Below are 25,909 nucleotides of genomic sequence, written 5' to 3'. Positions count from 1 at the left end.
AAAGACTCTATAATACGCGCTTATTTTGTAGGCTAAACGGAAGAGTGACCGTGGCAAAGACCATCCAAGCAATTCGAGGAATGAACGACCTGTTACCAGAGCAAACAGCTGCTTGGCAACAGGTCGAGGCAATGATCCGTCAAGTTGCCGCCAGCTATGGCTACCAAGAAATACGCATGCCGGTGCTCGAAAGCACCGCACTGTTTAAGCGTTCAATTGGTGAAGTAACCGATATCGTCGAAAAAGAGATGTACACCTTCGATGATCGCAATGGCGAAAGCGTTACGTTGCGTCCAGAGGGCACGGCGAGCTGTGTGCGCGCTGGTAATCAACACGGTTTATTGTATAACCAGATTCAGCGTCTTTGGTATATCGGCCCCATGTTTCGTTATGAACGACCGCAAAAAGGGCGTTACCGCCAGTTTCACCAGTTCGGTATCGAGACCTTTGGTCTTGAGGGTGCCGATGCGGATGCTGAGGTTATTTTGTTGTCCGCACGCTTATGGCAGGCATTTGGCATCGCCGATCAAGTCGAGCTACAACTTAATTCGCTAGGCTCAAACGAGGCGCGTGCGCGTTACCGTGAGGCATTACGCGAGTATCTTGATCAGTACAAGAGTGAGCTCGATGAAGACAGTCAACGTCGTCTGGACACGAACCCACTGCGTATCTTGGATTCGAAGGATGCCAACACCCAGCAATTGTTAGCGCAAGCGCCTAAGTTGTCGGACTACTGGGATGAAGCGTCTAAGCAACATTTTGAAGAATTGACGGCACGTCTTGATGCGGCGGGTATTCAGTATGTCTTTAACGAAAGGCTCGTGCGTGGTCTTGATTACTACAATCGTACCGTGTTCGAATGGGTGACGACCGCCTTAGGTGCGCAAGGCACGGTGTGCGCGGGCGGACGCTACGACGGCTTGGTTGAGCAACTAGGCGGTAAAGCAACCCCTGCGGTTGGCTTCGCAATGGGCATGGAGCGTTTGGTCCTGTTATTACAGGAGCAGAATAAACTGGCGCCGCGTCGCGCAGTCGATGCGTATTTAATGCCTTTAGGTGAAGCTGCGGAACTTAACGCGCAAGCTGTTGCCGAAAAGCTGAGAAATGAGCTGCCAGACCTGCGTATCATCGTTCACAGCGGCGGTGGTGCAATGAAGAAGCAAATCAAGAAAGCCGATAAGTCAGGTGCCGAAGTGGCATTGATTTTAGGTGATAACGAATTAGAAAATAATCAGTTGACTGTCAAACCCTTGCGTACGACTGATGACCAACAAACACTTGGTTGGAGCGAACTCATCGTCGCGCTCAAACCATTGACACAAGAATAGGGGTGTCCTGTGGATCAAACAGAAGAACAACAAGTAGAACGAATTAAAGAGTTTTGGGCGGAACACGGTAAAGGCATTATCGCTGGTGCGATTATTGGCTTAGGTCTGTTCTTTGGCTGGCGTTATTACGATAAAGCCACTATCGAAGCGCAAAACGCAGCTTCGCGTGGTTATGAAGCCGTAGTGAGCCAGTTGAATGCGGGCGAAGAAGGCGCAATCACGAATGCTCAGAATTTCATTAAGTCGAACCCAGATTCGCAATACGGCTACTTAGCCGCGTTGCAACTCGGTCGTGTTGCGGCCGAAGAGGGCGATTTGGCAACGGCAGTCACTTCATTCCAATCGATCATTGAAAGCGGTGCCGACGATAATTTAGCTGCGATTGCGCGCGTGCGCCTTGCTCGTGTGCTTTCAGCACAAGCGCAATACCAATCGGCGTTAGACGTGCTGAACGTTGAGCTACCAAAAGCTTACTCAGCGTTCGCCAATGAAATCAAAGGCGATGTATATGCCGCCCAAGGCGACGTAGCAAAAGCGCGTGAAGCCTACGAAAGCGCTCTAAACAGCGATGGTTCTACACTGTCTCCAGCAGTCGAACTTAAACTCAACAGCTTGGCGAAGTCATGATGCAGTCTAAAACAGCGATGAAATCTTTATGGCGCACCAGCGTGATTGCTCTAGCAGGGCTGTCATTGTCGGCGTGCTCGCTTTTCGGTGATGAAGACGAAGAAATTACCGTTGCCCCATTACAGCCTGTGAGTCAGCAGGTTGACACACGGATTAAGTGGGAACGTTCAGTAGGCGATGGTGTTGGTGAATACTTTTCTCGTCTGAATCCGACGGTTGCCTATGGCAAGGTTTTTGCGGCCGACCGTCAAGGTATGGTTAAAGCACTCGATAAAGAAACCGGTGAAACGCTGTGGCAAGTTGATTTACACGATCTGATTGAGATCAACGAGGGTGTAGACGAGGGTTGGTTTAGCGGCTTGTTTTCATCACCTTTCCCTGCGCGTATTTCGGGTGGTTTGGTTGCGCAGTACAACAAGTTGTTTTTAGGCACTGAAAACGGCGACGTGATTGCTATCGATACCGAAACAGGTGAATTGGTATGGCACGTTGAAGTCGGTAACGAAGTGACTTCGGACCCCGCCGTAGGCGAAGGTATGGTTGTTGTGCATACCGTCGGTGGCAAGGTACTTAGTCTGTCTGCCGATACCGGTGAGCAAAATTGGGTGTACGAATATCAAACGCCTACCTTGACACTGCGCGGTGCGTCAGCACCGAGTATCGTCAGTGGTGGTGTCGTGTTAGGTGACTCATCTGGACGTGCCTCGGTACTTATCGGTACCAATGGTCAGCAAGCATGGAGCCAAGCGGTTGGTGACCCATCAGGCGCGACCGAACTAGAAGCGCTTGCAGATATCGATTCGAATCCAGTGATTGTTGGTGGCGTGATCTACATGATTGCCTACAACGGTGAGCTCGCAGCACTTGAACTACGTTCAGGTGAAGTGCGCTGGAAACGTGACTACAGCGCCTACGAAAACTTGCACATTGACGGTGCCTCAATTTACTTAACAGATGCCAACAGCCATGTCTTTGGTCTTGATTTACGCGGCGGCATTGAACAGTGGAGTAATAACGAACTGTTTGGTCGCGCGCTAACAGGTCCAACGATGGTGAGCAACCGTTTGGTATTAGGCGATTTTGAAGGTTATCTGCATTGGCTCTCGCCAAGCTCTGGCGAAATTATCGGCCGTATGGAACTCGGTGGAGATGGTATCTACGCTCAGCCAGTAGTAGACGGCAACACGCTGTACGTACAAACACGCGATGGTGACTTATACGCCATCGAGGTTAATTAGGAAATACTCATACATGTTACCTGTCGTGGCCTTAGTGGGCCGACCCAATGTAGGCAAATCTACATTATTTAATCGTTTAACTCGAACTCGGGATGCGCTCGTAGCAGACTTCCCGGGTTTGACCCGTGATCGTAAGTATGGCCAAGCCAATTATGACGGTTATCAGTTTATTGTTGTCGATACCGGCGGTATACACGGTGACGAAGAGGGCATCGACGAGGTGATGGCCAAACAGTCGCTGCAGGCGATTGAAGAGGCTGACGTTGTCTTATTCTTGGTCGACGCACGTGATGGTGTCACGGTCGGTGACCAAGCCATTGCGACGCATCTGCGTAAGCAAAAAAAGAAAGTGTATCTGGTTGCGAATAAAATCGATGGTATTGATGCGGATTCCGCCATTGCCGACTTTTATTCATTAGCTCTGGGTAACCTCTACGGTATTGCTGCTGCGCATGGTCGTGGTGTCGAACATTTGCTCGATTCGTGCTTCAAACCTCTGGCGGATGAGTATCCTGATGTTATCGTGCCCGATGAGCACGACAGCGAGGATCTTGAGCATGACGAGATTGATTATGATGCGTTGCCTCTTAAACTGGCGATCGTTGGTCGACCGAATGTCGGTAAGTCAACGCTGACCAATCGTATCTTGGGTGAGGATCGCGTGGTGGTCTTCGATATGCCCGGTACGACGCGAGATTCAGTTTACATTCCGATGGAGCGTGATGGGCGTGAATATGTCCTGATCGACACCGCGGGTGTGCGTCGCCGGGGGCGTATTGATGAAGCCATTGAAAAATATTCTGTGGTAAAAACGTTGCAGGCAATCGAAGACGCAAACGTCGTCTTGGCGGTGATTGACGCGCGTGAAACCATCAGCGATCAAGACCTTAACCTGATTGGCTTTGCGCTCAATGCGGGTCGCTCTATTGTTATCGCGGTCAATAAATGGGACGGATTACAGCAAGACCATAAAGACGAAATTAAACGAGAGCTCGATCGTCGTTTAGGCTTTGTGGACTTTGCACGTTTGCACTTTATCTCAGCGTTGCATGGAACCGGCGTAGGTCACTTATTCGAATCGGTAGAGGAAGCGTACAAGAGCGCGACTCAACGCGTATCGACGTCGAAGTTAACCAAGATCATGGAAATGGCGCAAGAAGAGCACCAACCACCTTTGGTGGGTGGTCGTCGAGTTAAGCTGAAATATGCGCACGCAGGGGGTTACAATCCACCGCGGATAGTCATTCACGGAAACCAAGTCACGCGTTTACCTGGTGCTTATCAACGTTATTTGACCAACTATTTCCGCAAGGCACTCGGGGTCATGGGAACACCGATAAAGGTCGAATTCCGTGAACCTAAAAACCCGTATGCAGGAAGAAAAAACAACCTTACCTTATCGCAACAGCGTAAGCGTCGCCGCTTGATGAAGTTTGTTAAGAAGGGCAAGTAAACTCAAATAAGTCAGTCAAAAAAAGAGGTCCCAAGGACCTCTTTTTTTATGCGTATGAAGTTTAATGTTACGCGAAGTCGTCCTCTTTGAAGACATACTCGGTGAGACAGTAATCACAGGTCATTACGATCTCCCCATCTTGTTCTAAAATTTGCTTAATTTCATCAACCGGCACTGTCGCTAAGGCTTCAAGTGTACGATCTTTAGAACAGCCACAAACAAAGGAAACAGGTTGCGTTGGGTACATATGCACCGTTTCTTCGTGATACAAGCGGTGCAGCAGCTGTTCGGCGGGCAACGTAAATAACTCTTGCGCGGTTATCGTATCAGTTAAGGTTGCTAAATGTTCGAAACCTGCCATATCCTTGCCGGACGCTGGCATACGTTGCAAAAACATCCCCGCAGCATGTTCGCCGTCGGCATGTAACCACACGCGCGTCGCTAACTGCTCAGACTGTTCAAAGTAATTTTGAATAACTTCTTGCAAGGAGTTGGCATCAGCACTTACAACGCCTTGATAACGCTCGCCGTCGTGGGGTGTCAATGTAATAATAAGTTGCCCGCGGCCAATCAGGCTTCGTAAATCCGTTTCACCAATTTCGGCACGCACACGGGCAATACCGCGCAATTGCAATAAATGGTTACCATTCACTGCAACGAAGTTAACGGGACCGTCACCTTGTAGTTGAACTGCAATATGCCCCTCAAACTTGAGCGTAGCCGTCAACAACGAGACGGCCGCCATCATTTCACCAAGCAACTGTTGTACCGCCGGATGATACTGATGTCCTTTAATTAAGCTCTGGTAGCTACTGGTCAGTTGCACCATTTCGCCGCGCACGTCCTGCTCAGCAAAGCTGTAGCGCGTCAGTAAATCCGTTGGATAATCAAGCTGAGTTGTCATGTGTTACCACCATCTTTCATTTTAATCAGTTGCCGACGTTGTTTTTTGTCTGGGCGCTTGTCGGGGTGTGGGTTGTAAAGCGCATTCAATTTGCGCGCTTCAGCGTTCTGCTCGCGCTTCTCTATACTGGTTTCAGTTTCTTGATAGAGCATTTGTGCCTCTGGCGCCCCCCGGCGTTGCTCGCTCAGTCCCAACACCTCGACCTCTTTGCTGTCAAAGCCTTGTCGTAAGGTGATGCGATCACCTATTTGCACGAGCTTGGAAGGCTTACTGCGTTTTCCAGCCACATGGACCTTACCAGACTGCACCATTTGCCTAGCAAGCGCTCGCGTCTTGTAAAACCGCGCTGCCCAGAGCCATTTGTCGAGCCTTACACTGCTGTCTTGTGTCATAAAATCGTCACGAAAATATTATAAAATTAGTGTTAATCGATTGTTGACTACTCGTGCCTACGCTACAATGCCAAAACATCAAAATCCTATAATTCGACGATGCGACACTAGCGCTAGCCATCAAGTTGCGTGTATTGTATCAAATTCCTACACGGATGTAGCGCATTGCTTCGGTAAAACAACAACGATAAAAGTGAATTAAATTGATAAGCCTAATGCCATCAACCCAGAACGCGAATCAGTGGATATCCCGTTCCGTAACAGTAGTTACGGTGCTTTTATGGATATGGGTCGTTATCGTTGCGGCGCAAGCGACTTGGTGGTTTATGACGCCTCCCCCAGCAACGCAACAGCGTCCTAACGTAGATGTGCGTTCACAAAGTGGCGACAATCAAAGTGTCGATCTCGCCAAGCTACAGCAACTCTCTATTTTTGGCCGTCAACAAGCGGGCACGCAAAGCCGTGGTAATAGTTATGCCAATGCTCCAAAAACCGCACTTAATGTCCGCTTAGTAGGCGTGTCAGCAAGTTCGCGCCCTGAGCGCTCCGCAGCAATTATCGAACAAGCCGGTAAACAATCCACCTATATCGTGGGTGATACAATCGGTCGTAGTCGTGTGACCGTCGAGCAAATTCTTGCCGACCGTGTGATTTTAGATAACGGTGGACGTCTCGAAACACTGCAGTTAGAAGATATTGGTGAAGATCGTCCCGCATTATCGTTGGTGGTCGAGAGCGCTGAGGCGAGTGAGCCTGAGCCTACTGGCAATACATCGGATGCGTTGCAACGCGTGCAACGTGATCCAGGTCAGCTATTAGATTACGTGTCGATTGCACCGGTTTTAGAACAAGGCAGCTTACAAGGCTATCGCCTCTCGCCAGGCAATCAGGCGGATATATTTTATCAAGCAGGCTTTCAGGAAGGTGATCTAGCCATCGCGATTAACGGCTATGACTTGACCGATATGCAACAAGCCTCGCAGCTGAGCAGCCAATTACAAGAAGCGACCGAAGCGACAGTGACGGTGCTCCGTAATGGTGAGCGTATCGAGCTGAGTCTGCAGCTTCCTAACCAGCAGGAATAATGATTATGACAGTTACTCGTTTTGGTCCAAAAACATGGTTGAGCGCGCTGGCCATTGCGGTGGGTTCGGTATCAATGACGATGCCAGCTCCGTCTATCGCACAAGAATATGCCGCGAGCTTTAAAAACACCGATATCACTGAGTTCATTCAAGTGGTGGGTCGCAACCTAGGCAAGACCATCATTATCGACCCGAATGTGCGGGGTACCATCGACGTACGTAGTTATGACGTCATGACGCAAGAGCAGTATTACCAGTTCTTTTTAAACGTGCTTGAAGTGTACGGTTTTGCTGCCGTGCAAATGGACTCAGGTGTCATCAAAGTCATCCGTGATAAAGACGCACAGCATGCGCCACTGCCTGTTGTCGCGGGTGAGCAAAAAGAGCAGGGTGACACCATGATCACCCGCGTGGTACCGGTCGAAAATGTGTCTGTACGTGAACTCGCACCTTTGCTGCGTCAGTTAAATGACCAAACCGGTGGCGGTATGGTCGTTAGCTACGATCCATCCAATGTCATTATGATGACGGGGCGTGCCGAGACGATTTCACGTTTAGTGCAAATTATTGAACGCGTAGACAAAGCCGGCGACCAAGATGTCGATATTGTTGAACTACAGTATGCGTCGGCACGAGAATTGGTAGGTATTGCGCAAAACTTGTTTGAGAAAGCCAATGCCGACGGCACACCCGCACTACTGATTCCTAAAATTGTCGCCGATGAGCGCAGTAACAGCGTTATCGTCAGCGGTGAACCTCGCGCACGTTCGCGAGTTGTGAAATTGATTAAACAACTTGACCAAGACCTCAAAACCGAGGGCAACACCCGCGTTTACTATCTTAAATATGCCCGCGCTGAAGAAATGGTCGAAGTATTGCAGAACGTTAGTCAGTCGATTAAAGCAGAAGAGGCTAAGCAGACTGGGCAGAACTCAATTCGAAGCCGTTCAGATAACAGCATCAGTATCAGTGCGCATGAATCCACTAACACTGTGGTGATTACCGCCGAGCCTGACATGTTGGCGGCACTTGAAAACGTTATCCGAGATCTCGATATCCGTCGTGCTCAAGTGCAAGTCGAAGCAATTATTGTCGAAGTCCTCGAAGGCGATAACGTCGACTTTGGTATTCAGTGGATCAGTGAAGACGGTGGTTTAGTTCAATACAATACCGGCAACCAAGTACCTATCGGTAGCTTAGCCGCAGCCGCTTATCAGGCGCGTCCGCGTGAAGGTAACTCGGTGACGACGGTAAACGACAACGGTCAAACGGTGACAACGACCAACCCAGAAGAGCGCGGTAATTTAGATCTACTTGCCAACTTGTTGGGCAGCGTAAATGGCATGATGTTCGGCACCATCAAAGATGACTGGGCCGCGGTGGTGCAAGCGATTTCGCAAGACACCAATTCAAATATCTTGGCAACGCCGAGTATCGTTACGGTCGACAATGAAGAAGCCAGCTTCCTCGTCGGTCAGGAAGTGCCGACCATTACCGGTTCGACCTTAGGTAACGATAATGACAGCCCATTCCAAACGGTTGACCGCCAAGAGATTGGTATCAAACTCAAAGTGACGCCACAGATCAACGAGGGTAACGCGGTGCAAATGGTCATCGAGCAAGAGGTATCGAGCCTGAGTGGCGCGACTTCAGTCGATGTCATCGTCAATAAGCGTGAACTTAAGACCACCGTAATGGCAGAAGATGGCGAGACTATCGTGCTCGGTGGCTTGATCGATGAAGACGTGCAAGAGTCGGTATCTAAGATTCCAATTCTGGGTGATATCCCGTTTTTGGGTCGTTTGTTTAGTTCAACCTCGACCTCTACGCAAAAGCGTAACTTGATGGTCTTTATCCGCCCTACCATTGTGCGTGACGGTAGCAAGCTGTCTGATATCAGTAAGCAAAAATATAACTACATGCGTGCGTTGCAGCTTGACCGACGCTCACGTGGCGTAGCACTGATGCCGGATAAAAATACGCCTGTCATGAACGATTGGAACAGCGATTTGACCTTGCCGCCTAGTTTTGAGGAATACCTCAACGAAAAAGGTGCGATAAAAGAAGAGTTGAAAGAGCAGCAAGATGACTGATGCCAGTAATATTGCAACAAAGCGTTTGCCGTTTAGCTTTGCCAAGCGTTTTGGGGTGGTAGTCGAAGATGGCGAGCCGCCCATCGTGCACCATCGTGACGGCGCTTCAGCGGAGACATTACTTGAAGTACGTCGACGCTTAGGTCAGGTATTCACCTTGCAACGGCATGATGCTGAGGCATTTGAGCGCTTGCTGACACAAGCGTATCAACGCGACTCATCGGAAGCGAAGCAGCTGATGGAAGATATCGGCAATGAATCCGATCTGTTTTCATTAGCTGACGAATTACCGCAAACCGAAGATCTTCTAGAGAGTGAAGACGACGCGCCCATCATTAAACTCATCAACGCAATGTTGAGCGAAGCCATCAAAGAAGGTGCGTCCGATATTCACATCGAGACCTACGAAAAGCAATTAACGATTCGCTTTCGTATCGATGGTGTGTTGCGCGAAGTACTCACGCCCAACCGAAAACTGTCGTCACTATTAGTGTCGCGTATTAAAGTCATGGCGCAGCTTGATATCGCCGAAAAACGCGTACCTCAGGATGGTCGTATATCGCTACTGATTGCCGGACGCGCAGTGGATGTTCGGGTTTCGACCATGCCATCAAACCATGGCGAGCGCGTAGTACTGCGTTTGTTAGACAAAAACAATGCGCGCCTTAATCTTGAACAACTGGGCATGACTGAGGCGAACCGCAAAGTGTTTGCCGAGCTGATTCATAAGCCGCACGGTATTATTTTGGTAACCGGCCCAACGGGTTCGGGTAAGTCGACCACGCTTTATGCCGGACTAACCGAGATTAATTCTAAAGACCGTAATATTCTGACGGTGGAAGACCCGATCGAATATGCTATCGATGGCATCGGTCAAACTCAGGTCAACCCGCGCGTTGATATGACGTTCGCGCGCGGATTAAGAGCCATACTGCGTCAGGATCCCGATGTGGTCATGGTCGGTGAGATCCGTGATATTGAAACCGCACAAATCGCTGTACAAGCGTCACTGACCGGTCACTTAGTGCTATCAACTTTGCACACCAACACCGCAGCAGGTGCCATTACACGACTCGAGGATATGGGCGTTGAGCCATTCTTGTTGTCATCGAGCTTACTTGCGGTGCTATCACAGCGTCTCGTGCGTACTTTGTGTCCAGACTGTAAGCAGCCGCACCAAGCGGACGAGAAAGAACGTGCGTTGCTAGGTGTGATGGACAGTGACTTCACTATTTATCGTGCGCAAGGTTGTGAACACTGTAATCAATCGGGATATCGAGGCCGAACTGGGATTCACGAGCTTATCTTGGTTGATGAGCATGTTCGCGAATTAATTCATAATGGGCATGGTGAGCAATCTATCGAGCGCTATGTGCGCAAGAATACGCCGAGTATTCGCAGCGATGGCTTGGCGAAAGTGCGTCATGGCGTCACCACCCTTGAGGAAGTATTGCGCGTAACGCGCGAGGAGTAATCTGTGGCGGCTTTTGAGTATCATGCGCTGGCGGCAGATGGGCGTAAAAAGAAGGGCATCATCGAGGCCGATACGATTCGCCAAGTTCGCCAGCAATTGCGCGACCAAGGGCTCATCCCAATGGACGTCATGCCGGCGGCCGACCAAGAGCAGAAGAAAGGTCAAAAGCAGAATCGCTGGCGTCGAGTACGCCGTGTCAAAGCACAAGATCTGGCGCTGATAACGCGTCAGCTATCCACCTTGGTCAATTCGGCGCTCCCTATTGAACAGTGTTTACTCGCAGTTGCCGATCAAAGCGAAAAGCCGCGCATGAAGCAACTACTGATGGCAGTGCGCAGTAAAGTGGTCGAGGGATATGGTTTAGCGGAAGCCATGGCTGAATATCCAGGCGTGTTTGATTCGCTTTACACTGCAATGGTTGCGGCGGGTGAAAAATCGGGTCATCTCGACCAAGTACTGGATGAGCTAGCAGACTATACTGAACAACGTCAGCATATGAAGAGTCAGTTGACGCAAGCTTTGGTTTATCCCGTAATGTTGACATTGGTCGCGATAAGTATCGTGATATTTCTGCTGGTGTCTATCGTGCCGCAAATTGTGCACAATTTCTCGACACTGGGTCAGACCTTACCGCCCACCACGCAATTTATGATCGGTCTGTCGGAGTTTTTGCAGAATTGGGGATTATTCATCCTTGCGGGTCTTGTCGTACTTGTGCTCGCCTTTAAGCAGTGGTTAAAGAAACCCGAGCATGAACTCAAGTATCACAAACGACTATTAAAGCTACCACTACTAGGGCGAGTGATTCGTGGTGTGAGTACCGCACGCTTTGCTCGTACATTGAGCATATTAACGTCCTCGGCTGTACCGCTGTTAGAGGGCCTTAAAATTACCGCGACGGTTATCGGTAATCGGGCTATTCGAGAGGCCGTCGACGAAGCCGCCACCCGTGTGCGAGAAGGGGCGTCGTTGCGAGCAGCATTGCAAGAAACAGGTTTATTTCCTCCGATGATGCTACACATGATAGCAGCCGGTGAAAAATCCGGTGAGCTACAGCAAATGTTGCGACGCACCGCAGATAACCAGGATCGCGAATTTGAATCATTGGTACAAATATCACTCAAAGTATTTGAGCCGGTGCTGATTGTATCCATGGCCGGTATTGTGTTCTTTATTGTATTGTCAATTATTCAGCCAATTTTGCAGTTGAACCAGAGTATAGGGTTTTAAATATGATGCGTAAAAATCAAGGTTTTTCATTGGTCGAAATTATGGTGGTTATCGCCATCATTGGTATTCTTGCAACGATGATTTTGCCTAACGTCTTAGGTAGCCAAGAGCAAGCAAACCAACAAAAAGTGACGGCGGATTTAGTCTCGCTTGAAAATGCGTTGGCGCAGTATCACTTGGATAACGGCATGTTTCCAACAACAGAACAGGGCTTAGAGGCGTTAGTTGAGCGTCCAAATGTTGATCCTCAGCCACGTAATTATCGCAGTGGTGGTTATATTCAACGTTTACCGCAAGACCCGTACGGTAATGATTACATGTTACTTAACCCAGGCGAGTACGACGATGTCGACATTTTCTCGCCCGGTCCCGATCAACAACCAGGTACTGATGACGACTTTGGTAACTGGATGATCGGACAAGAAAACGAATCAAATTAAGCAATGCGCTCATCGGCGTGCAAGCAATCAGGGTTTACCCTTGTTGAGATTCTAGTGGTGATGGCGATCGTCGGTTTGATCGCCGCATCAGTTGTGTTCACGGTGCCGAGTATGACCCGTGATGAGACAACGCCACAGACCGCGGCAGCCACGCTTAAAGCTCAGCTTCAGTGGGCGCGCGAACGCGCGATGATCGAGCAGCGTCCATTGGGTTTATTATTACAAGCCGAGGGTTATCAGTTCTTAAGGTGGCAGCAAACCGAGGAGGGCTGGCGTTGGCAGGCAGTGACAGAAAAAGGCCTGGCAGCACAAGATTACCGTGACAACCTCAGCCTTGAGTGGCGCATCGATGAGCCGCCGTTTATCGCACAAGAGAAGCAGCTCGAAGACACGCTTTTCTCACCATCAGACGATAATGAAGACGAAGAACAACCTATTCCGCAACTGTTAATCCTACCGACAGGAGAACTGTCGCAGTTTTCGATTCAGTTTGCGGCGCCATTTGACGCTGAACCGAGCGCTTGGTTAATTGCCGATAGCGCTTGGACGACACGCATAGCAGATAATGATGATACAGAATAATCGCGGTTTCACGCTTATCGAAGTCATGGTCGCTATTGCAATATTCGCGATGGCGGCGCTGGCGGCGGTGTCTGCCGCCAGCGGTCATCTCAATAGCTTAAGCACAATCCAACAACGCACATTTGCACAGTACGTTGCTGCTAATCGACTGACCGAATTGAATCTGGCAACCACCTGGCCGATTAAAGATAACCAACGTGGTAGCGAGCGCCAAGGCGGCGTCGAATGGCAATGGCGGCAGCAAGTCGTTGAGACCGTAACACCCAACGTGGTGGCCGTCACGATCGAAGTCACACAAGGTGAGCAAGACTATCAGTGGGCGCGGCTAACACAGTATATTCGCCGTCCAAACGCTGCGCAGACCGAAGGAGCCGACAATGCGCTCTGAAAAAGGATTCACGCTAGTAGAAATCATGGTTACCATGATTATCTTCACGCTCATTGGACTCGCCAGCTACACCGTGTTGGATCAAATGTCGCGCACCAAGTCGTTATCTGAGGAATCTTCGGAGCGCATTGAGCAGTTACAGTTTACCTGGTTATTGATCCAACAGGATATGCGCCAAGCCGTACCCAAGCCCACTCGTCCCGATGGGCTAGAGGTGGCACAGCAACTGATTACCAATGACGAACGCATTATTGAATCGCAAAGCGGCGTGCTTGGGTTTGTCCGTAGCGGTTATGATAATCCAGGTTTAATGCTGCCACGCAGTGAATTACAGCCTGTTATTTATCGTGTACAAAACAATGTATTACAGCGACTCACCTACCCTTATGTGAATGACCGCAGCGGTGAACCCGTAGTGCAAGATTTACTCGAGGGTGTAAAGTCCTTTCAAGTACGTTTCTTTCGTTCAACCCAGCAAGCGCAAGCTAACCAAGGAATCGAAGCCGGTTGGCGTAATCGATGGGAAACCTCGGATGATTTTCCAGCCGCACTTGAATTAACCATTACCAGCGACGCATATGGTGAAATAAGACGCCGCTTTTTAACTGGTGTCGAGCCTACCCAAGTCGTTGCCAAAGAGGGGGGCGACAATGCGTAAGCAACAAGGCGTCGCGCTCATTACGGTACTTCTGGTGATGGCAATCGTAGCGGTGATTGCGACCAATCTGGGGACGCAGTTACAGCGGCAAGTGACACGTACAGCAAGCTTTGAGCAGTCTGAACAGAGCTACTGGATGTGGTTGAGCGGAGAAGCGGTGCTAAAAGAAGTGCTGCAGCAAGAAATCGAATTAAGTGATGGCATCGTCCATGCCAATCAAAACTGGGCGCAACGCGCGGGACCTTTTCCCGTGCAAGGTGGTCAGATCGCTGCACAAGTAAACGATTTACGCAGTTGTTTTAACCTTAACAGTCTAGCGGGTACCGAGCAGCAGGGACTGAGTCTAGAAAAACGCCGTCAGCAGTTTCAACAATTGTTAGTCAGCCTAGAAGTCGATGCGTTTCAAGCTGAAAGTCTAGCAGGCGCCTTGATCGATTGGCTCGATGCCGATAGCGAGCTGACACAAAGTGGTGCCGAAGATCCGGATTACGAAGCGTTACCACACCCGTACCAAACAGCGAATGGGTTACTGTTTGATGTTAGCGAATTGCGCATGATTAAAGGCTTTACGGCAGAGATCGTGCAACGCATAAAGCCCTTTGTATGCGTAGTGCCAGGCAATGCTGAGCTGCTCATTAATGTGAACACGTTAGACGAAGACAGCGCAGTTTTGCTGGTCGCAGTGACGCAAGGTAAGCTAACCTTAGAGAGTGCCAAACAGCTGATTCAGGCACGGCCCGAGAATGGTTACGAAAGCCGTGAGACACTGCTGCAAGATAGCCTACTGACAGGCGCCCAAGATGGCGAAACCGGCTCGTTAGACGAGCTTGCGGTCAGTAGCGAATACTTTTTACTACAAGCTTATATACAATGGGGCTCATTAGAGACCACCGCTCGCTCGGTGCTACACGTGACACCCGGTCAAGCACGTGTGGTTTATCGAGCCATGGGAGAAGATTAATATGCAAGAACGCTTACTAATAAGGTTACCGGCTTCTGATGCCGTACCGCGGATAAGTTGGCTAATTTGGCACCCTTCTGAGGCGGAGGTCATTGCCAGCGGTGAGCTCAATGAACCGGCTGAGCTTGCGCAGCTTGCAGAGCAAGCCAAACGCTGTCAGGTAACGCTGTTATGCCCAGGGCAGGCAATCTCTATGCGTAAAGTCACTATTCCCAATAGTGGCAAGCGTCACCTGGATAAATTAATTCCCTATGCGCTCGAAGATGAGCTTGCGGATGATATTGATAGCTTGCACTTTGCTTGGTCGGAGAGCGGTATCAAAGAGGGACAAATCCCTGTTGCCGTGATACGCCACCGTGAGATGCAACAATGGCAGCAGTGGCTTAACGAAGCCAACATCGAAGCTGACGAGTGGGCTGTCGACTACTTAATGTTGCCAGAACCGGACAATGAGACACAGTGGACGGGGGTGCAAATTGCCGACGATGTGCTAGTTCGCATGGCTCGTTGGGATGGCATCGCGGTGGAACAGGCATTAGCGGATGCTGTGGTTGAACTCAAGCAGGGTGAGTACCCGCAAGTTAAGCACTTGGTTGCCTATTCGGATATCGCACTGAGCGAAAATACATGGACACTCGAATTTGCCAATAGTGAATTACCCATGGCGGCATTTGCCAAGCAAGCGGTCAGTTTAGATATTCGTGGTCAGCGTTATGCACCAAAGCGCACAAAACGAACATTGAAAGTGCGCTGGCAACCATTGGCATGGGCGGCGGGCATTGCGCTAGCTATCACCCTAGCCAGTAGCTGGGTTAAAACGGGCTACTTGAACCATCAAGCGGAACAGCTTCAGCAGCAAGCCGAAGCGCTGTATCGCGATACGTTTCCAAACCAAACCCGTATTGTGAACTTGCGTGCGCAAATGCGTCAGCAATTACAAGCCTTAGGCATCGATGATCAAGCCATGCCCTCGGCGTTAGCGATGCTTGACCAGTTAGCGCCTGCATTTCAGCAACAACCGCAACTGAGTTTAGAGTTGTTGCGTTATCAAGACGGCGCGTTACGTGTGCAGGCTGTCGCACAGAACTTCTCACAGTTTGAGGCGTTCCAAAATCAAGCCCAACAATTGGGTTTTGAGGTGCAACAAGGAGCGCTGAATAATCGCGGAGACGGTGTCGCTGGCACCTTAACTATTGCGTACCAAGGAGGCCGTTCATGAGCCGCTTCACACCGTTAATGCAAAAACTTGCGCAAACACCGGTAGCACAGAACGCACATCAGCGCTGGAGCCAACTGGCGCCGCGCGAGCAAAACTTACTAAAAGGGCTTGGTGCTGTGCTGGTTGTGGCATTGATTTACTTTGCCATTTGGCAGCCAACTTATCACGCCCAACAACTTGCTGAGCGTCGCGTTGAGGGCCAACAGCAACAGTTACTCTGGTTGCGCGAACAGGTGGCGCGCTATCAAGCCTTATCGGCAACGCAAGCCCAATCAGAAGTCAGTGGCTCGTTGTCACAACGAGTGAACGAGGCTGCGGCCAATAACAAAATTCAAATTGCCCGCATGCAGCCGCAGAACAACGGCTTAGTGGTCAGTGTAGATGAAACCTCTTATCAGCAAGCCATGAGCTGGTTGTATGCACTTGAACAAACGTATCAATTGCAGGTCTCTACACTTGATCTAGCGCGTTTAGATGAACCCGGCAAAGTGCGTGTTCGACAAGTGTTGGTAACGGAGAAATCATGAAGAAGTGGTTGTGGCTGATCCCCGTTTATTTAATCGCATTGGTTGCCTATATACCTGCGGCGGTGGTGCATTGGTTTCCGATGCCTGCGGGTATTTATATCGAGCAAGTGTCCGGTACGCTGTGGCAAGGTCGGGTGGGTTATGCGGTTATCAACCAAACGGCATTTCAAAATGTCAGTTGGTCACTGTCACCAAGCCAACTCATCACCGGTCAACTTGGGTTTTCGCTCACGGTACCAAGTAAGGGCAACCCGCTAGCCGCGCAAGCCTCTGGCAGCGCATCAGTCAATTCGATTAAATTGACTAACCTGAGAGCGACAGGAGAGCTGGCGCCGTTGATGCAACTGGTTAATTTTAATATGCCGCTTAAAACGGAAGGTCAGTGGCGCATTGCATTAGAAAATTACACGTTAGATGATCTCTCGGGTGCCCATGCGTGTACCTCTCTAGAGGGAAACGCTGCGGGCTCCAATATCCGTGTGTTAGTTAATCACCGTTGGGAGCAACTCGGCGACTTCCCACTCAATCTTGGTTGTGCACAGTCGGGTGCCGTTGCGCTATCGATGGCGGGTGAAAACAGTTTAGGTTTAAATTTTGAAGGGACAGTAAGTCCCAACTCAATCCGTGTGAACGGTACGGTGCAGCCTAATCCACGAACGCCCGAAGGACTCGCTAAAATGCTGAGTTACTTAGGTCGTCCCGATAATCAGGGGCGTTATCGCTTCTCAATTTAAAGCGAACCGACTTGCCGACTTAAAAAATTACCGTTAATCTGAACACATCTTCAAAAAATAAGATGCTATATATAACCGTATATTTGCTAATAAAAGGATACTTTGATGCAAGCAATCATTGATTGGATTAATAACAACCAAGACATGCTGATCGAATACTCGATCAAAGTCATCGTCGCCATTATTATTCTATTTGTGGCTTCAATCGCAACGCGTGTTATCGCGTCAATTATGCGCAAAGGCATGCAAAAGCGCCAAGTCGATAACGCGGTAATCAGCTTCTTGACCGCCATCGTTAAGTCATTAATTTTTATCGCCGCATTGATGGTCGCGCTCAATCAGGTAGGGGTCGAGACAACCTCCTTTATTGCGATATTAGGTGCTGCCGGTCTTGCCATTGGTCTGGCATTGCAGGGTTCATTGTCAAACATTGCATCAGGTGTACTACTGATTATGTTCCGCCCCATTCGCTCGGGCGAATACGTTGAGGCTGCCAATACCGCAGGTACGGTAGAAGAAATTAATATCTTTCAGACGATTTTGAAAACCCCCGATAACAAAGTGGTCTATTTGCCAAACTCGCAAGTAATCGGCAGCGCCATTACCAACTACAACCGCGAATCTATTCGGCGTATCGATTTGGTCATTGGGGTAAGCTACAGCGCAAACTTGCAAAAGACCAAAGCCGTATTAATGGATGTGTTAAAGAACGATGAACGTATTTTGCAAGAGCCAGCCCCAGTAGTGACAGTGACAGCACTTAACAGCTCTTCGGTCGACTTTAACGTACGTCCATGGACCAAAACCGAAGATGTTTGGCCAACGCGCTGGGATCTGCTCGAGAAGATCAAGGATCGCTTAGATGAAGAGGGTATTGGTATTCCGTTCCCTCAGATGGATGTACATATCCAAAAGCAAGATAAAGAATAAAATAAGAAACGGGGCGAGGCCCCGTTTTTTTATGCTTGCTGTAGTGCTTGTTCGATATCCGCAATAATGTCGTCGATATGCTCGATACCCACACATAAACGAATCGCCTCAGGTGTGACACCAACCGCCGCTTGTTCTTGCTCATTGAGCTGTCGGTGAGTCGTTGAGGCGGGGTGGCAAGCTAAACTCTTAGCATCGCCAATATTCACTAAACGTTTGAATAGCGCTAATGCGTCATAAAAGCGCACGCCCGCCTCAAAGCCACCTTTGATACCAAAGGTAAGCAGAGAAGCTGGAATACCACCGCTGATATATTTCTGTACGCGTTGGTAGTATGCATCGTCGTCAAAGCCTGCAAAACGAACCCATTCAACCTGAGGATGGTCGCGCAAATACTCAGCGACTTTAAGTGCGTTTTCGCAATGACGTTCGATACGGAGTGGCAGCGTCTCGAGTCCCTGCAAAATTAAAAACGCGTTAAATGGTGAGATAGCCGCTCCCGTGTTACGTAACGCAACGGTCCGCACGCGAGCAATAAATGCAGCAGCCTCAAATGCCTCACTGTAAACAATGCCGTGATACGCAGGCTCTGGCTGACTAAATTGCGGGAAGCGATCTTTATGTTTAACCCAGTCGAAACGACCCGAGTCAACAATCAGCCCGCCTACCGAGGTACCGTGGCCACCGATATACTTCGTTAACGAGTGCACGACAATATCGGCACCAAAGTCGATAGGTTTGCACAACACCGGTGAAGCCACCGTATTATCTACCACAAGCGGCACGCCTACAGCATGTGCCGCTTGTGCGAGACCTTCTAGATCCGCCACATTACCCGCGGGGTTACCAATCGTTTCGCAATAGACCGCTTTCGTGTTGTCATCAATCAGTGCGGCAACGGCTTCAGCCGTATCATTTTCGGCAAAGCGCACGTCAATGCCAAACGACGGCAACATATGACGGAACAGAGTATAAGTCCCACCATAGAGCTGTGGCGTAGTGACAATATTGTCGCCCTGGCTCGCTAGCGTGATCAGTGCGTATTCAATTGCGGCCATACCCGATGCAACAGCCAGCGCTGCGATGCCATGTTCTAATTCAGCAACGCGCTGCTCAAGCACATCGTTGGTCGGGTTCATGATGCGCGAGTAAATGTTACCCGGTACGGTTAAGTCAAATAGATCTGCACCGTGTTGTGCATTATCAAACTCAAATGCAACCGACTGATAGATCGGTGTCGCCACGGCCTTAGTGGTCGCGTCCGTAGTGTAACCATGATGAATCGCTAAGGTTTCGTCTTTCATAAAATATCCTCGGTCGAAGGCGCGTTAGCGCTTCGTGTTGTCTGTAGTTGGGGCAAAAAATGGCGCACAACGGCGGCGTAGTCGGCTACGTTCTTAATAAAGCCGTCGTGACCATAGGGTGTATCAATCAACGCAAGTCCCTGACAGTTAGGTAAGCGCTGTTCGAGTTGGTGCATCAAGCGCGGTGGCGCAATAATATCGGATTCAAAACCAATCAATTGCACGGGCACGGTGATGCGTAATGGGTCGATACGGTATTCATTTAGAATAGGTGTTAGGTGAGTAAACAAACTCTGTGCGTGTTTACCATGGCGCTTGAGTAGTTTTTCACCTTGTGCCAGTAAGTAGCTAAAGGCTTCATCGCCATCATTAAAACGCTGTTCAAACTCATCCGCGCTGCGGTAGGTGAGCATCGCCAACGCGCGCGCTAACACAACGCCCTGCTGGCTGCAGTCAGCTTGTTGCAATAACGCCTGTTGAAATAAACGGAGTGCCGCTGACTGCACCGAAGGTTGGTGAGCTGCGCCAATGACCACAAGTGCATCGGGTTTAATTAAGCCGTCTTGAACGAGCTGTAAACCTAACACGCCGCCAAATGAGCCACCCACCCAGGCGCCTGGTTGTGTTAGACCGAGTGAACGCAATACGCTAGCATACGCCTCAGCGTGTTGCGACAGAGAAATAGGCTCTTCTGGCGTGTCGGATCCTCCCACACCGCCCAAATAGTCCAAACTGATGACTTGTAGTTCTGGGTGCGGTGCAAACAGCGGGTGCAATGATTGCCACCAACCCTGACCATCTAATCGCCAAAGCTGGCCGCTGGCGCTAATACCGCCTTGTACGATAAGGGTATGTGCAGCATCGGCATCAAAATTACCAAAGCGAAACCCTTTCACTCGTCCATAAGATGTTTGTGTATAAAAGGAGCGTCCTACCGGGAAAACCATGATGACCTCAACGCTAATGAACTAATGACCACAATTTAGCAATACCTACGTTTAACCGTCAAGATGTTTAGACGTCTAAATGCAATATAGAGGCATGTCCATAGGTTGTGCTATGATTCCTTCATGTCGATATATTCCGTCACACAACTCAATAGCGATATCCGTAAGGCGATAGAGCAGGGCTTTGGTCATGTTTGGTTGATGGGTGAAGTGTCTAACTTTGCCGCGCCGAGTTCGGGCCACTGGTACCTCACCTTAAAGGATGAACGCGCACAAATTCGCTGTGCCATGTTTCGTGGTAATAATCAGCGCGCCAAAGTACGCCCACAAAATGGTGTGCAGGTTTTGGTGCGTGGTCGTGTGACAGTGTACGAGCCGCGTGGCGACTATCAGCTCATTATTGAGCATATGGAAGAAGCAGGTATCGGTTTACTGCAACAGCAGTACGAGCAGCTTAAAGTCAAGCTAGCCGCCGAGGGCCTATTTGCTCAAGAGCGCAAAAGGCCCTTACCCGATCATATTCGTCGAGTGGGCGTGGTTACCTCACCGACGGGCGCCGCCATCCAGGACGTCTTAGCGGTTATGAAACGACGTGACCCCAGTGTTGAAGTGATTATATACCCAACCGCTGTACAAGGGGACGCTGCAATACCGCAAATCAAAAACGCATTACAGACTGCGTTTCAGCGTAACGAAGTTGACGTTCTTATTGTAACGCGTGGAGGTGGTTCGTTAGAGGATCTGTGGTGCTTTAACGATGAGCACGTTAGTCGTTTATTGCTTAACGCACCGATGCCGGTTATCAGTGCGGTCGGACACGAAGTTGATTTTACGATTTGTGATTTTATTGCGGATTTACGGGCACCGACACCATCGGCTGCGGCCGAGCAGGTCACTCAAGATCGCAGCATTCAAGTGAGTCGCTTAGCGCAATTGCAACGCCGTTTAGCCACCGTGCAGCAACGTCGTATAGAACGCCAGCGCAGCTTATTACAGCAATTACACATTCGCCTTAACCAGCAACATCCGCAGCGCCAGTTGCAGCAGCAAAGTCAGCGCTTAGACGAGTTATTAGTTCGTGTGTATCGCGCACAACAGCGGAGTCTAACCCATTGTCAGCAACGTCGTGAGCATCTTGCGCAACGTTTGCAGCAGGTTCATCCACAGCGTGAAATCAGTCGTGCCCAGCAAAAGCTTACACACATCCAGCAACGCATTCCCTTGGTTGCCGAAGCGTGGCTTAAACAGCAACGGCAGCGCCAACGTGCATTGCTGCATGCATTAAACCTAGTCAGTCCACTCAATACCTTAGACAGAGGTTACGCGATTGTGCGAGATGAAGCAGGGCACGTTATTACTCAGCCTGAACAGACCCAGCCTGAGCAAAAACTCAACGTTAAAGTAGCGGGTGGCGAATTTAACGTGAGAAAGTGCTCAGAATAAGTTGCTAAAATAACCATTATCGAGTAAAATCCACGCGCAACATGAATCCAGTCACGGAGTGTTGCAAATGCTGCGAATCGCCCAAGAAGCCCTTACTTTCGACGACGTCCTACTTGTCCCAGGGCACTCAAATGTCTTACCGCATCAAGCGGATCTCAAAACCCAATTAACGCGTGGCATCACGCTCAATATCCCGTTGGTTTCAGCAGCGATGGATACCGTTACCGAAGCACCACTCGCTATTGCGCTAGCGCAAGAAGGCGGTATTGGCTTTATTCACAAGAACATGACGCCAGAAGAGCAAGCGGCGCACGTGCGTAAAGTGAAAAAGTACGAGAGTGGTATGGTGACCGACCCTGTGACCGTCAATCCAGATACGACCATCGGAGAAATCAAAGCGCTCACGGCAGAGCATGGTTTCCAAGGCTTCCCTGTTATCGAGAAAAACGGTGATTTGGTAGGTATCGTGACCGGCCGCGACACACGTTTTGAAGATGATGACTCTAAACCCATCAAAGAAGTCATGAGTGACAAGTCACGCTTAGTAACCGTGCACGAAACCGCACAAAGCGATGAAATCTTGCAGCTCATGCACAAGCATCGTATTGAAAAAATCCTCGTGGTCGATGATGCCTACAAATTAAAAGGTATGATCACCCTCAAAGACTTTGAAAAAGCCGAAAACAAACCGAACGCATGTAAAGATGACTTAGGCTCGCTTCGCGTTGGCGCAGCGGTAGGCGTGGGTCCAGGTACTGAAGAACGCATTCAATTACTCGTCGAAGCGGGCGTTGATGTGCTATTAATCGATACCTCACATGGCCATTCAGATGGTGTGCTAAAACGTGTTCAGGAAACCCGTAAAACATATCCCAATCTACAAATTATCGCCGGTAACGTGGCGACAGCGGCCGGTGCGAAAGCCTTGGTTGATGCGGGTGTAGACGCGGTTAAAGTCGGTATTGGTCCAGGGTCTATTTGTACCACACGTATCGTCACAGGTTGTGGTGTGCCACAAATCACAGCAATAAGCGATGCTGCGGATGCATTGAAAGGCACTGGTGTACCCGTCATTGCAGATGGTGGTATCCGTTTCTCAGGGGATATCGCTAAGGCCTTAGTCGCTGGCGCACACTGCGTGATGGTAGGTAGCATGTTAGCAGGTACCGAAGAATCACCAGGCGAAGTCGAGCTCTATCAAGGTCGTTACTACAAATCATACCGTGGCATGGGCAGCTTAGGCGCGATGAACCAGCGTAACGGCTCATCGGATCGCTATTTCCAAAATAGCAACGAGGCAGAGAAGCTCGTACCTGAAGGTATCGAAGGTCGCATTGCTTATAAAGGTCCAATTTCTGCAATTATTCATCAGCAGATGGGCGGCGTACGTTCCGCGATGGGCTTGACCGGTTGCGCCAACTTAGAAGAGATGCGCACTAAGCCACAGTTTGTCAAAGTCACTGCGGCGGGCATGGGTGAGTCACACGTACACGATGTGCAAATCACCAAAGAAGCGCCAAACTACCGCAGTTCTTAATACCGATTTGTGAGCCGCCGCTAAGGCGGCTCTTTTACTTTTAGTTTTATCTGTTACTGGGACCCAACAATGAGCAGAGATATCCACGACCACCGAATTTTGATTTTAGACTTCGGTTCTCAATATACCCAACTAATTGCGCGCCGTATCCGTGAAATTGGCGTTTACTGTGAGCTGTGGGCATGGGATGTCGACGAGCAAGACATTAAAGATTTCAATCCTAAAGGCATCATCCTTTCGGGTGGACCCGAGAGCGTGACTGAAGCCGGCTCTCCGCGCGCGCCAGACTATGTGTTTAACGCAGGCGTACCTGTTTTGGGCGTGTGTTATGGCATGCAAACCATGGCTCATCAATTGGGTGGTTCAGTGCAAGGCTCATTAGAGCGTGAATTTGGTTACGCACAAATCGAGCTAGTGACAGAAAGTCCACTGTTTGAAGCCATTGAAGATGCGGTCAGCGAAGACGGCAAGCCACTGTTGGATGTTTGGATGAGCCATGGTGATAAAGTCGAAGCCATTCCAGAGGGTTTCCATACTGTTGCAACAACCTCGTACTGCCCATATGCAGCGATGGCTGATGAATCACGCCGCTTTTATGGCGTTCAGTTTCACCCGGAGGTGACTCATACGCGCCAAGGCATGCGCATGCTCGAACATTTCGTGAGCGGTATCTGTGGTTGCGAAAAGCAATGGACGCCCGCGCAAATCATCGAAGATGCAATTGAACGTATTCGTGAACAAGTCGGTACCGACAAAGTTATCTTAGGCTTAAGTGGTGGTGTCGACTCATCAGTTACAGCGATGCTACTGCACCGCGCGATTGGCTCCCAGCTCACCTGCGTGTTTGTTGATAATGGTTTATTGCGTTTAAATGAAGCCGAACAAGTGATGGAAATGTTTGGTGATCACTTTGGTTTAAACATCATTCCAGTCGCTGCAGAGCAACGCTTTTTAAATGCCCTTAAAGGCGAAGCAGACCCAGAGAAAAAGCGTAAAATAATCGGTAATACCTTTATCGAGATATTCGACGAGCAAGCGTCTCAGTTGACCGAAGTCGACTGGCTGGCGCAAGGCACCATTTACCCCGATGTGATTGAATCGGCCGGGTCAAAAACGGGTAAAGCACATGTCATTAAATCGCATCACAACGTAGGCGGTTTACCGGAGGACATGAAACTTGGTTTGGTGGAGCCATTGCGCGAGTTGTTTAAAGACGAAGTGCGCAAAATTGGTCTAGAACTCGGTCTGCCTTATAACATGCTTTATCGTCATCCGTTCCCAGGGCCGGGTTTGGGTGTGCGCGTATTGGGCGAGATTAAGAAAGAGTACTGTGACCTGTTGCGTCGCGCCGATGCGATTTTTATTGATGAGCTACATAAAGCGGATTGGTATCACAAAGTTAGCCAAGCATTTGCGGTGTTCTTACCCGTGCGCTCGGTGGGTGTCATGGGCGATCAGCGCAAATATGACTGGGTTGTTTCACTTCGCGCAGTTGAGACCATCGACTTTATGACAGCACGTTGGGCGCATTTACCGTACGAATTATTGGAAAAAGTGTCGAATCGTATCATCAATGAAGTCGACGGTATTTCGCGTGTTACCTACGATATTTCGGGTAAACCGCCTGCCACTATTGAGTGGGAATAATGCTCCTTTAAGAAAGGTCTGGCATTAACAAGCACTAAATCATACTTAAGTCCGCGTAATAGCGGACTTTTTTTGTTTTTGGCTTAGTCATTTTTGGGGGAGAGGTCACTTGCGATGATGGTGCACAGACCCGTATTTTTACATACCACCTGCCAGCTATGTGATGGAGCATAGCGTCTTTAAATTAGGTCGCCAAATTCACCGTTCTATTTCACCCAGCCTCCGGCGGTTCCGCGAATTTATTTTACTCTTTTACCGAAAAAATTTGAGGTAGAATACTTGCAGTATCATCATACGAAGCTGGTAACTCTTGTCCACCTAGGTTTGCATCTAGAATCACCTGTTCGTCTTCTGATTTGAAAATTTCTGAGACAGTCATCAAGTCATCATAGATAGATCGTGCAACTTGCTGGACGTCATCTTCTTCTTCGTCATAAAGAGCTATTAGTCGACAGATGTCAAAAGGATGTTTATGTACATCACCTTTCTTAATCTTCCCTTGAGTTAATAACTCTTTGTTGCCGATCCATGCTTTAGCCTTTAGTACGATCAGGCACATATGATGGACTGTATTAACCGTCTCGATAGCGATCACACACTCTTTTAAGTATGAGTAGTAGTCATCATCTACGAGAATTGCTGAAAAATTTGAAATGCCCTCGGCGGTTTCGATGAGAGTGTTCAATATTCTGTGTCAGCCAAGTTTTCATAAATCTATGTGGCCATCCAGTCGACCTTCAAAGTGGATGGTTAGCTGAGACAGTGTCA

The 25,909-nt window shown here is 49.4% G+C and carries 25 protein-coding genes; 20 read left to right on the top strand and 5 right to left on the bottom strand.

Going from position 1 to position 25,909, the window contains the following annotated elements; translation table 11 throughout:
• Positions 1-50: 50 nt before the first annotated feature.
• Genes hisS through der form a run of 4 tightly spaced genes read left to right on the top strand, consistent with a single transcriptional unit; the run spans position 51 to position 4,646 of the window.
• A complete protein-coding gene (gene hisS, locus DFP83_RS05805; protein ID WP_110574076.1) occupies positions 51-1,328 on the top strand; it encodes a histidine--tRNA ligase in 1,278 nt (425 codons plus the stop codon).
• A gap of 9 nt (positions 1,329-1,337) precedes the next feature.
• Positions 1,338-1,955: a YfgM family protein gene (locus DFP83_RS05800; RefSeq protein WP_110574075.1), complete on the top strand. Its 618-nt coding sequence runs from the start codon at positions 1,338-1,340 to the stop codon at positions 1,953-1,955.
• Positions 1,952-3,193 carry an outer membrane protein assembly factor BamB gene (bamB, locus tag DFP83_RS05795; RefSeq protein ID WP_241971596.1) on the top strand — a complete coding sequence of 414 codons (1,242 nt, stop codon included), beginning with the start codon at positions 1,952-1,954 and terminating at the stop codon, positions 3,191-3,193. Before DFP83_RS05800 ends, bamB begins: the two co-directional genes overlap by 4 nt.
• 13 nt (positions 3,194-3,206) lie before the next feature.
• Entirely contained in the window at positions 3,207-4,646 is a 1,440-nt protein-coding gene (der, locus tag DFP83_RS05790; protein WP_110574074.1) for a ribosome biogenesis GTPase Der, read from the top strand.
• A gap of 67 nt (positions 4,647-4,713) precedes the next feature.
• On the opposite strand, the gene hslO is transcribed toward der, so the two are convergent.
• Positions 4,714-5,550 (bottom strand): Hsp33 family molecular chaperone HslO, encoded by an 837-nt coding sequence (gene hslO / locus DFP83_RS05785; RefSeq protein ID WP_110574073.1) that lies wholly within the window; start codon positions 5,548-5,550, stop codon positions 4,714-4,716.
• Positions 5,547-5,942 (bottom strand): ribosome-associated heat shock protein Hsp15, encoded by a 396-nt coding sequence (gene hslR / locus DFP83_RS05780; RefSeq protein ID WP_110574072.1) that lies wholly within the window; start codon positions 5,940-5,942, stop codon positions 5,547-5,549. The genes hslO and hslR overlap by 4 nt, the downstream gene beginning before the upstream one ends.
• Before the next feature lie 215 nt (positions 5,943-6,157).
• Here hslR and gspC point away from each other — a divergent pair, with 215 nt between their 5' ends.
• From gspC to DFP83_RS05715, 13 genes are all read left to right on the top strand, one after another.
• Positions 6,158-7,027, top strand: coding sequence for a type II secretion system protein GspC (gspC, locus tag DFP83_RS05775; RefSeq protein ID WP_110574071.1), 870 nt, complete (start codon positions 6,158-6,160; stop codon positions 7,025-7,027).
• Positions 7,028-7,032: 5 nt separating this feature from the next.
• Positions 7,033-9,120, top strand: coding sequence for a type II secretion system secretin GspD (gspD, locus tag DFP83_RS05770; protein ID WP_110574241.1), 2,088 nt, complete (start codon positions 7,033-7,035; stop codon positions 9,118-9,120).
• The gene (gspE, locus tag DFP83_RS05765; protein WP_110574070.1) at positions 9,113-10,594 is read left to right on the top strand and encodes a type II secretion system ATPase GspE; all 1,482 of its coding nucleotides are present in this window, start codon (positions 9,113-9,115) and stop codon (positions 10,592-10,594) included. Before gspD ends, gspE begins: the two co-directional genes overlap by 8 nt.
• 3 nt (positions 10,595-10,597) lie before the next feature.
• On the top strand, positions 10,598-11,824 hold the full coding sequence (gene gspF / locus DFP83_RS05760) for a type II secretion system inner membrane protein GspF (protein WP_110574069.1): 1,227 nt from the start codon (positions 10,598-10,600) through the stop codon (positions 11,822-11,824).
• A 2-nt stretch (positions 11,825-11,826) separates the two neighbouring features.
• Positions 11,827-12,264 (top strand): type II secretion system major pseudopilin GspG, encoded by a 438-nt coding sequence (gspG, locus tag DFP83_RS05755; protein ID WP_110574068.1) that lies wholly within the window; start codon positions 11,827-11,829, stop codon positions 12,262-12,264.
• Positions 12,265-12,267: 3 nt separating this feature from the next.
• Entirely contained in the window at positions 12,268-12,846 is a 579-nt protein-coding gene (gene gspH, locus DFP83_RS05750) for a type II secretion system minor pseudopilin GspH (protein WP_110574067.1), read from the top strand.
• On the top strand, positions 12,830-13,234 hold the full coding sequence (gene gspI / locus DFP83_RS05745) for a type II secretion system minor pseudopilin GspI (RefSeq protein ID WP_241971595.1): 405 nt from the start codon (positions 12,830-12,832) through the stop codon (positions 13,232-13,234). The genes gspH and gspI overlap by 17 nt, the downstream gene beginning before the upstream one ends.
• Entirely contained in the window at positions 13,224-13,892 is a 669-nt protein-coding gene (gene gspJ, locus DFP83_RS05740; RefSeq protein WP_110574066.1) for a type II secretion system minor pseudopilin GspJ, read from the top strand. The genes gspI and gspJ overlap by 11 nt, the downstream gene beginning before the upstream one ends.
• Complete coding sequence (gene gspK / locus DFP83_RS05735; protein WP_110574065.1) at positions 13,885-14,853, top strand: type II secretion system minor pseudopilin GspK; 969 nt, start codon at positions 13,885-13,887, stop codon at positions 14,851-14,853. The genes gspJ and gspK overlap by 8 nt, the downstream gene beginning before the upstream one ends.
• Position 14,854: 1 nt before the next feature.
• The gene (gene gspL / locus DFP83_RS05730) at positions 14,855-16,072 is read left to right on the top strand and encodes a type II secretion system protein GspL (RefSeq protein WP_110574064.1); all 1,218 of its coding nucleotides are present in this window, start codon (positions 14,855-14,857) and stop codon (positions 16,070-16,072) included.
• Entirely contained in the window at positions 16,069-16,599 is a 531-nt protein-coding gene (gene gspM, locus DFP83_RS05725) for a type II secretion system protein GspM (protein WP_110574063.1), read from the top strand. The genes gspL and gspM overlap by 4 nt, the downstream gene beginning before the upstream one ends.
• Complete coding sequence (locus DFP83_RS05720; protein WP_110574062.1) at positions 16,596-17,333, top strand: type II secretion system protein N; 738 nt, start codon at positions 16,596-16,598, stop codon at positions 17,331-17,333. Before gspM ends, DFP83_RS05720 begins: the two co-directional genes overlap by 4 nt.
• Before the next feature lie 105 nt (positions 17,334-17,438).
• Positions 17,439-18,263 (top strand): mechanosensitive ion channel family protein, encoded by an 825-nt coding sequence (locus DFP83_RS05715; protein WP_110574061.1) that lies wholly within the window; start codon positions 17,439-17,441, stop codon positions 18,261-18,263.
• Between the two features lie 29 nt (positions 18,264-18,292).
• Here the strand turns inward: DFP83_RS05715 and DFP83_RS05710 are convergent, their stop codons facing one another.
• The gene (locus DFP83_RS05710) at positions 18,293-19,567 is read right to left on the bottom strand and encodes an O-acetylhomoserine aminocarboxypropyltransferase/cysteine synthase family protein (RefSeq protein WP_110574060.1); all 1,275 of its coding nucleotides are present in this window, start codon (positions 19,565-19,567) and stop codon (positions 18,293-18,295) included.
• A complete protein-coding gene (locus DFP83_RS05705) occupies positions 19,564-20,514 on the bottom strand; it encodes an alpha/beta fold hydrolase (RefSeq protein ID WP_110574059.1) in 951 nt (316 codons plus the stop codon). Before DFP83_RS05705 ends, DFP83_RS05710 begins: the two co-directional genes overlap by 4 nt.
• A 123-nt stretch (positions 20,515-20,637) precedes the next feature.
• On the opposite strand from DFP83_RS05705, the gene xseA reads away from it, so the two are divergent.
• From xseA to guaA, 3 genes are all read left to right on the top strand, one after another.
• Positions 20,638-21,957, top strand: coding sequence for an exodeoxyribonuclease VII large subunit (gene xseA / locus DFP83_RS05700; RefSeq protein ID WP_110574057.1), 1,320 nt, complete (start codon positions 20,638-20,640; stop codon positions 21,955-21,957).
• Positions 21,958-22,024: 67 nt separating this feature from the next.
• The gene (guaB, locus tag DFP83_RS05695) at positions 22,025-23,494 is read left to right on the top strand and encodes an IMP dehydrogenase (RefSeq protein ID WP_110574055.1); all 1,470 of its coding nucleotides are present in this window, start codon (positions 22,025-22,027) and stop codon (positions 23,492-23,494) included.
• 69 nt (positions 23,495-23,563) lie between these two features.
• A complete protein-coding gene (gene guaA, locus DFP83_RS05690; protein WP_110574053.1) occupies positions 23,564-25,141 on the top strand; it encodes a glutamine-hydrolyzing GMP synthase in 1,578 nt (525 codons plus the stop codon).
• Between the two features lie 244 nt (positions 25,142-25,385).
• On the opposite strand, the gene DFP83_RS05685 is transcribed toward guaA, so the two are convergent.
• Positions 25,386-25,826 (bottom strand): hypothetical protein, encoded by a 441-nt coding sequence (locus tag DFP83_RS05685; RefSeq protein ID WP_110574051.1) that lies wholly within the window; start codon positions 25,824-25,826, stop codon positions 25,386-25,388.
• Between the last annotated feature and the right edge of the window lie 83 nt (positions 25,827-25,909).

Source organism: Idiomarina fontislapidosi (assembly GCF_003226255.1).
GTDB lineage: Bacteria > Pseudomonadota > Gammaproteobacteria > Enterobacterales > Alteromonadaceae > Idiomarina > Idiomarina fontislapidosi.
The sequence above is the reverse complement of the archived record's forward strand: the minus strand, read 5'-3'. Positions and strand labels throughout refer to the sequence as shown.

Bases quoted from the DNA above. Each gene is read 5' to 3' on its own strand.
- bamB (WP_241971596.1), top strand. From the start codon at position 1,952: ATGATGCAGTCTAAAACAGCGATGAAATCTTTATGGCGCACCAGCGTG.
- der (WP_110574074.1), top strand. From the start codon at position 3,207: ATGTTACCTGTCGTGGCCTTAGTGGGCCGACCCAATGTAGGCAAATCT.
- hslO (WP_110574073.1), bottom strand. From the start codon at position 5,550: ATGACAACTCAGCTTGATTATCCAACGGATTTACTGACGCGCTACAGC.
- hslR (WP_110574072.1), bottom strand. From the start codon at position 5,942: ATGACACAAGACAGCAGTGTAAGGCTCGACAAATGGCTCTGGGCAGCG.
- gspC (WP_110574071.1), top strand. From the start codon at position 6,158: ATGCCATCAACCCAGAACGCGAATCAGTGGATATCCCGTTCCGTAACA.
- gspD (WP_110574241.1), top strand. From the start codon at position 7,033: ATGACAGTTACTCGTTTTGGTCCAAAAACATGGTTGAGCGCGCTGGCC.
- gspE (WP_110574070.1), top strand. From the start codon at position 9,113: ATGACTGATGCCAGTAATATTGCAACAAAGCGTTTGCCGTTTAGCTTT.
- gspG (WP_110574068.1), top strand. From the start codon at position 11,827: ATGATGCGTAAAAATCAAGGTTTTTCATTGGTCGAAATTATGGTGGTT.
- gspH (WP_110574067.1), top strand. From the start codon at position 12,268: ATGCGCTCATCGGCGTGCAAGCAATCAGGGTTTACCCTTGTTGAGATT.
- gspI (WP_241971595.1), top strand. From the start codon at position 12,830: ATGATGATACAGAATAATCGCGGTTTCACGCTTATCGAAGTCATGGTC.
- gspJ (WP_110574066.1), top strand. From the start codon at position 13,224: ATGCGCTCTGAAAAAGGATTCACGCTAGTAGAAATCATGGTTACCATG.
- gspK (WP_110574065.1), top strand. From the start codon at position 13,885: ATGCGTAAGCAACAAGGCGTCGCGCTCATTACGGTACTTCTGGTGATG.
- gspL (WP_110574064.1), top strand. From the start codon at position 14,855: ATGCAAGAACGCTTACTAATAAGGTTACCGGCTTCTGATGCCGTACCG.
- gspM (WP_110574063.1), top strand. From the start codon at position 16,069: ATGAGCCGCTTCACACCGTTAATGCAAAAACTTGCGCAAACACCGGTA.
- DFP83_RS05720 (WP_110574062.1), top strand. From the start codon at position 16,596: ATGAAGAAGTGGTTGTGGCTGATCCCCGTTTATTTAATCGCATTGGTT.
- DFP83_RS05715 (WP_110574061.1), top strand. From the start codon at position 17,439: ATGCAAGCAATCATTGATTGGATTAATAACAACCAAGACATGCTGATC.
- DFP83_RS05710 (WP_110574060.1), bottom strand. From the start codon at position 19,567: ATGAAAGACGAAACCTTAGCGATTCATCATGGTTACACTACGGACGCG.
- DFP83_RS05705 (WP_110574059.1), bottom strand. From the start codon at position 20,514: ATGGTTTTCCCGGTAGGACGCTCCTTTTATACACAAACATCTTATGGA.
- xseA (WP_110574057.1), top strand. From the start codon at position 20,638: ATGTCGATATATTCCGTCACACAACTCAATAGCGATATCCGTAAGGCG.
- guaB (WP_110574055.1), top strand. From the start codon at position 22,025: ATGCTGCGAATCGCCCAAGAAGCCCTTACTTTCGACGACGTCCTACTT.
- guaA (WP_110574053.1), top strand. From the start codon at position 23,564: ATGAGCAGAGATATCCACGACCACCGAATTTTGATTTTAGACTTCGGT.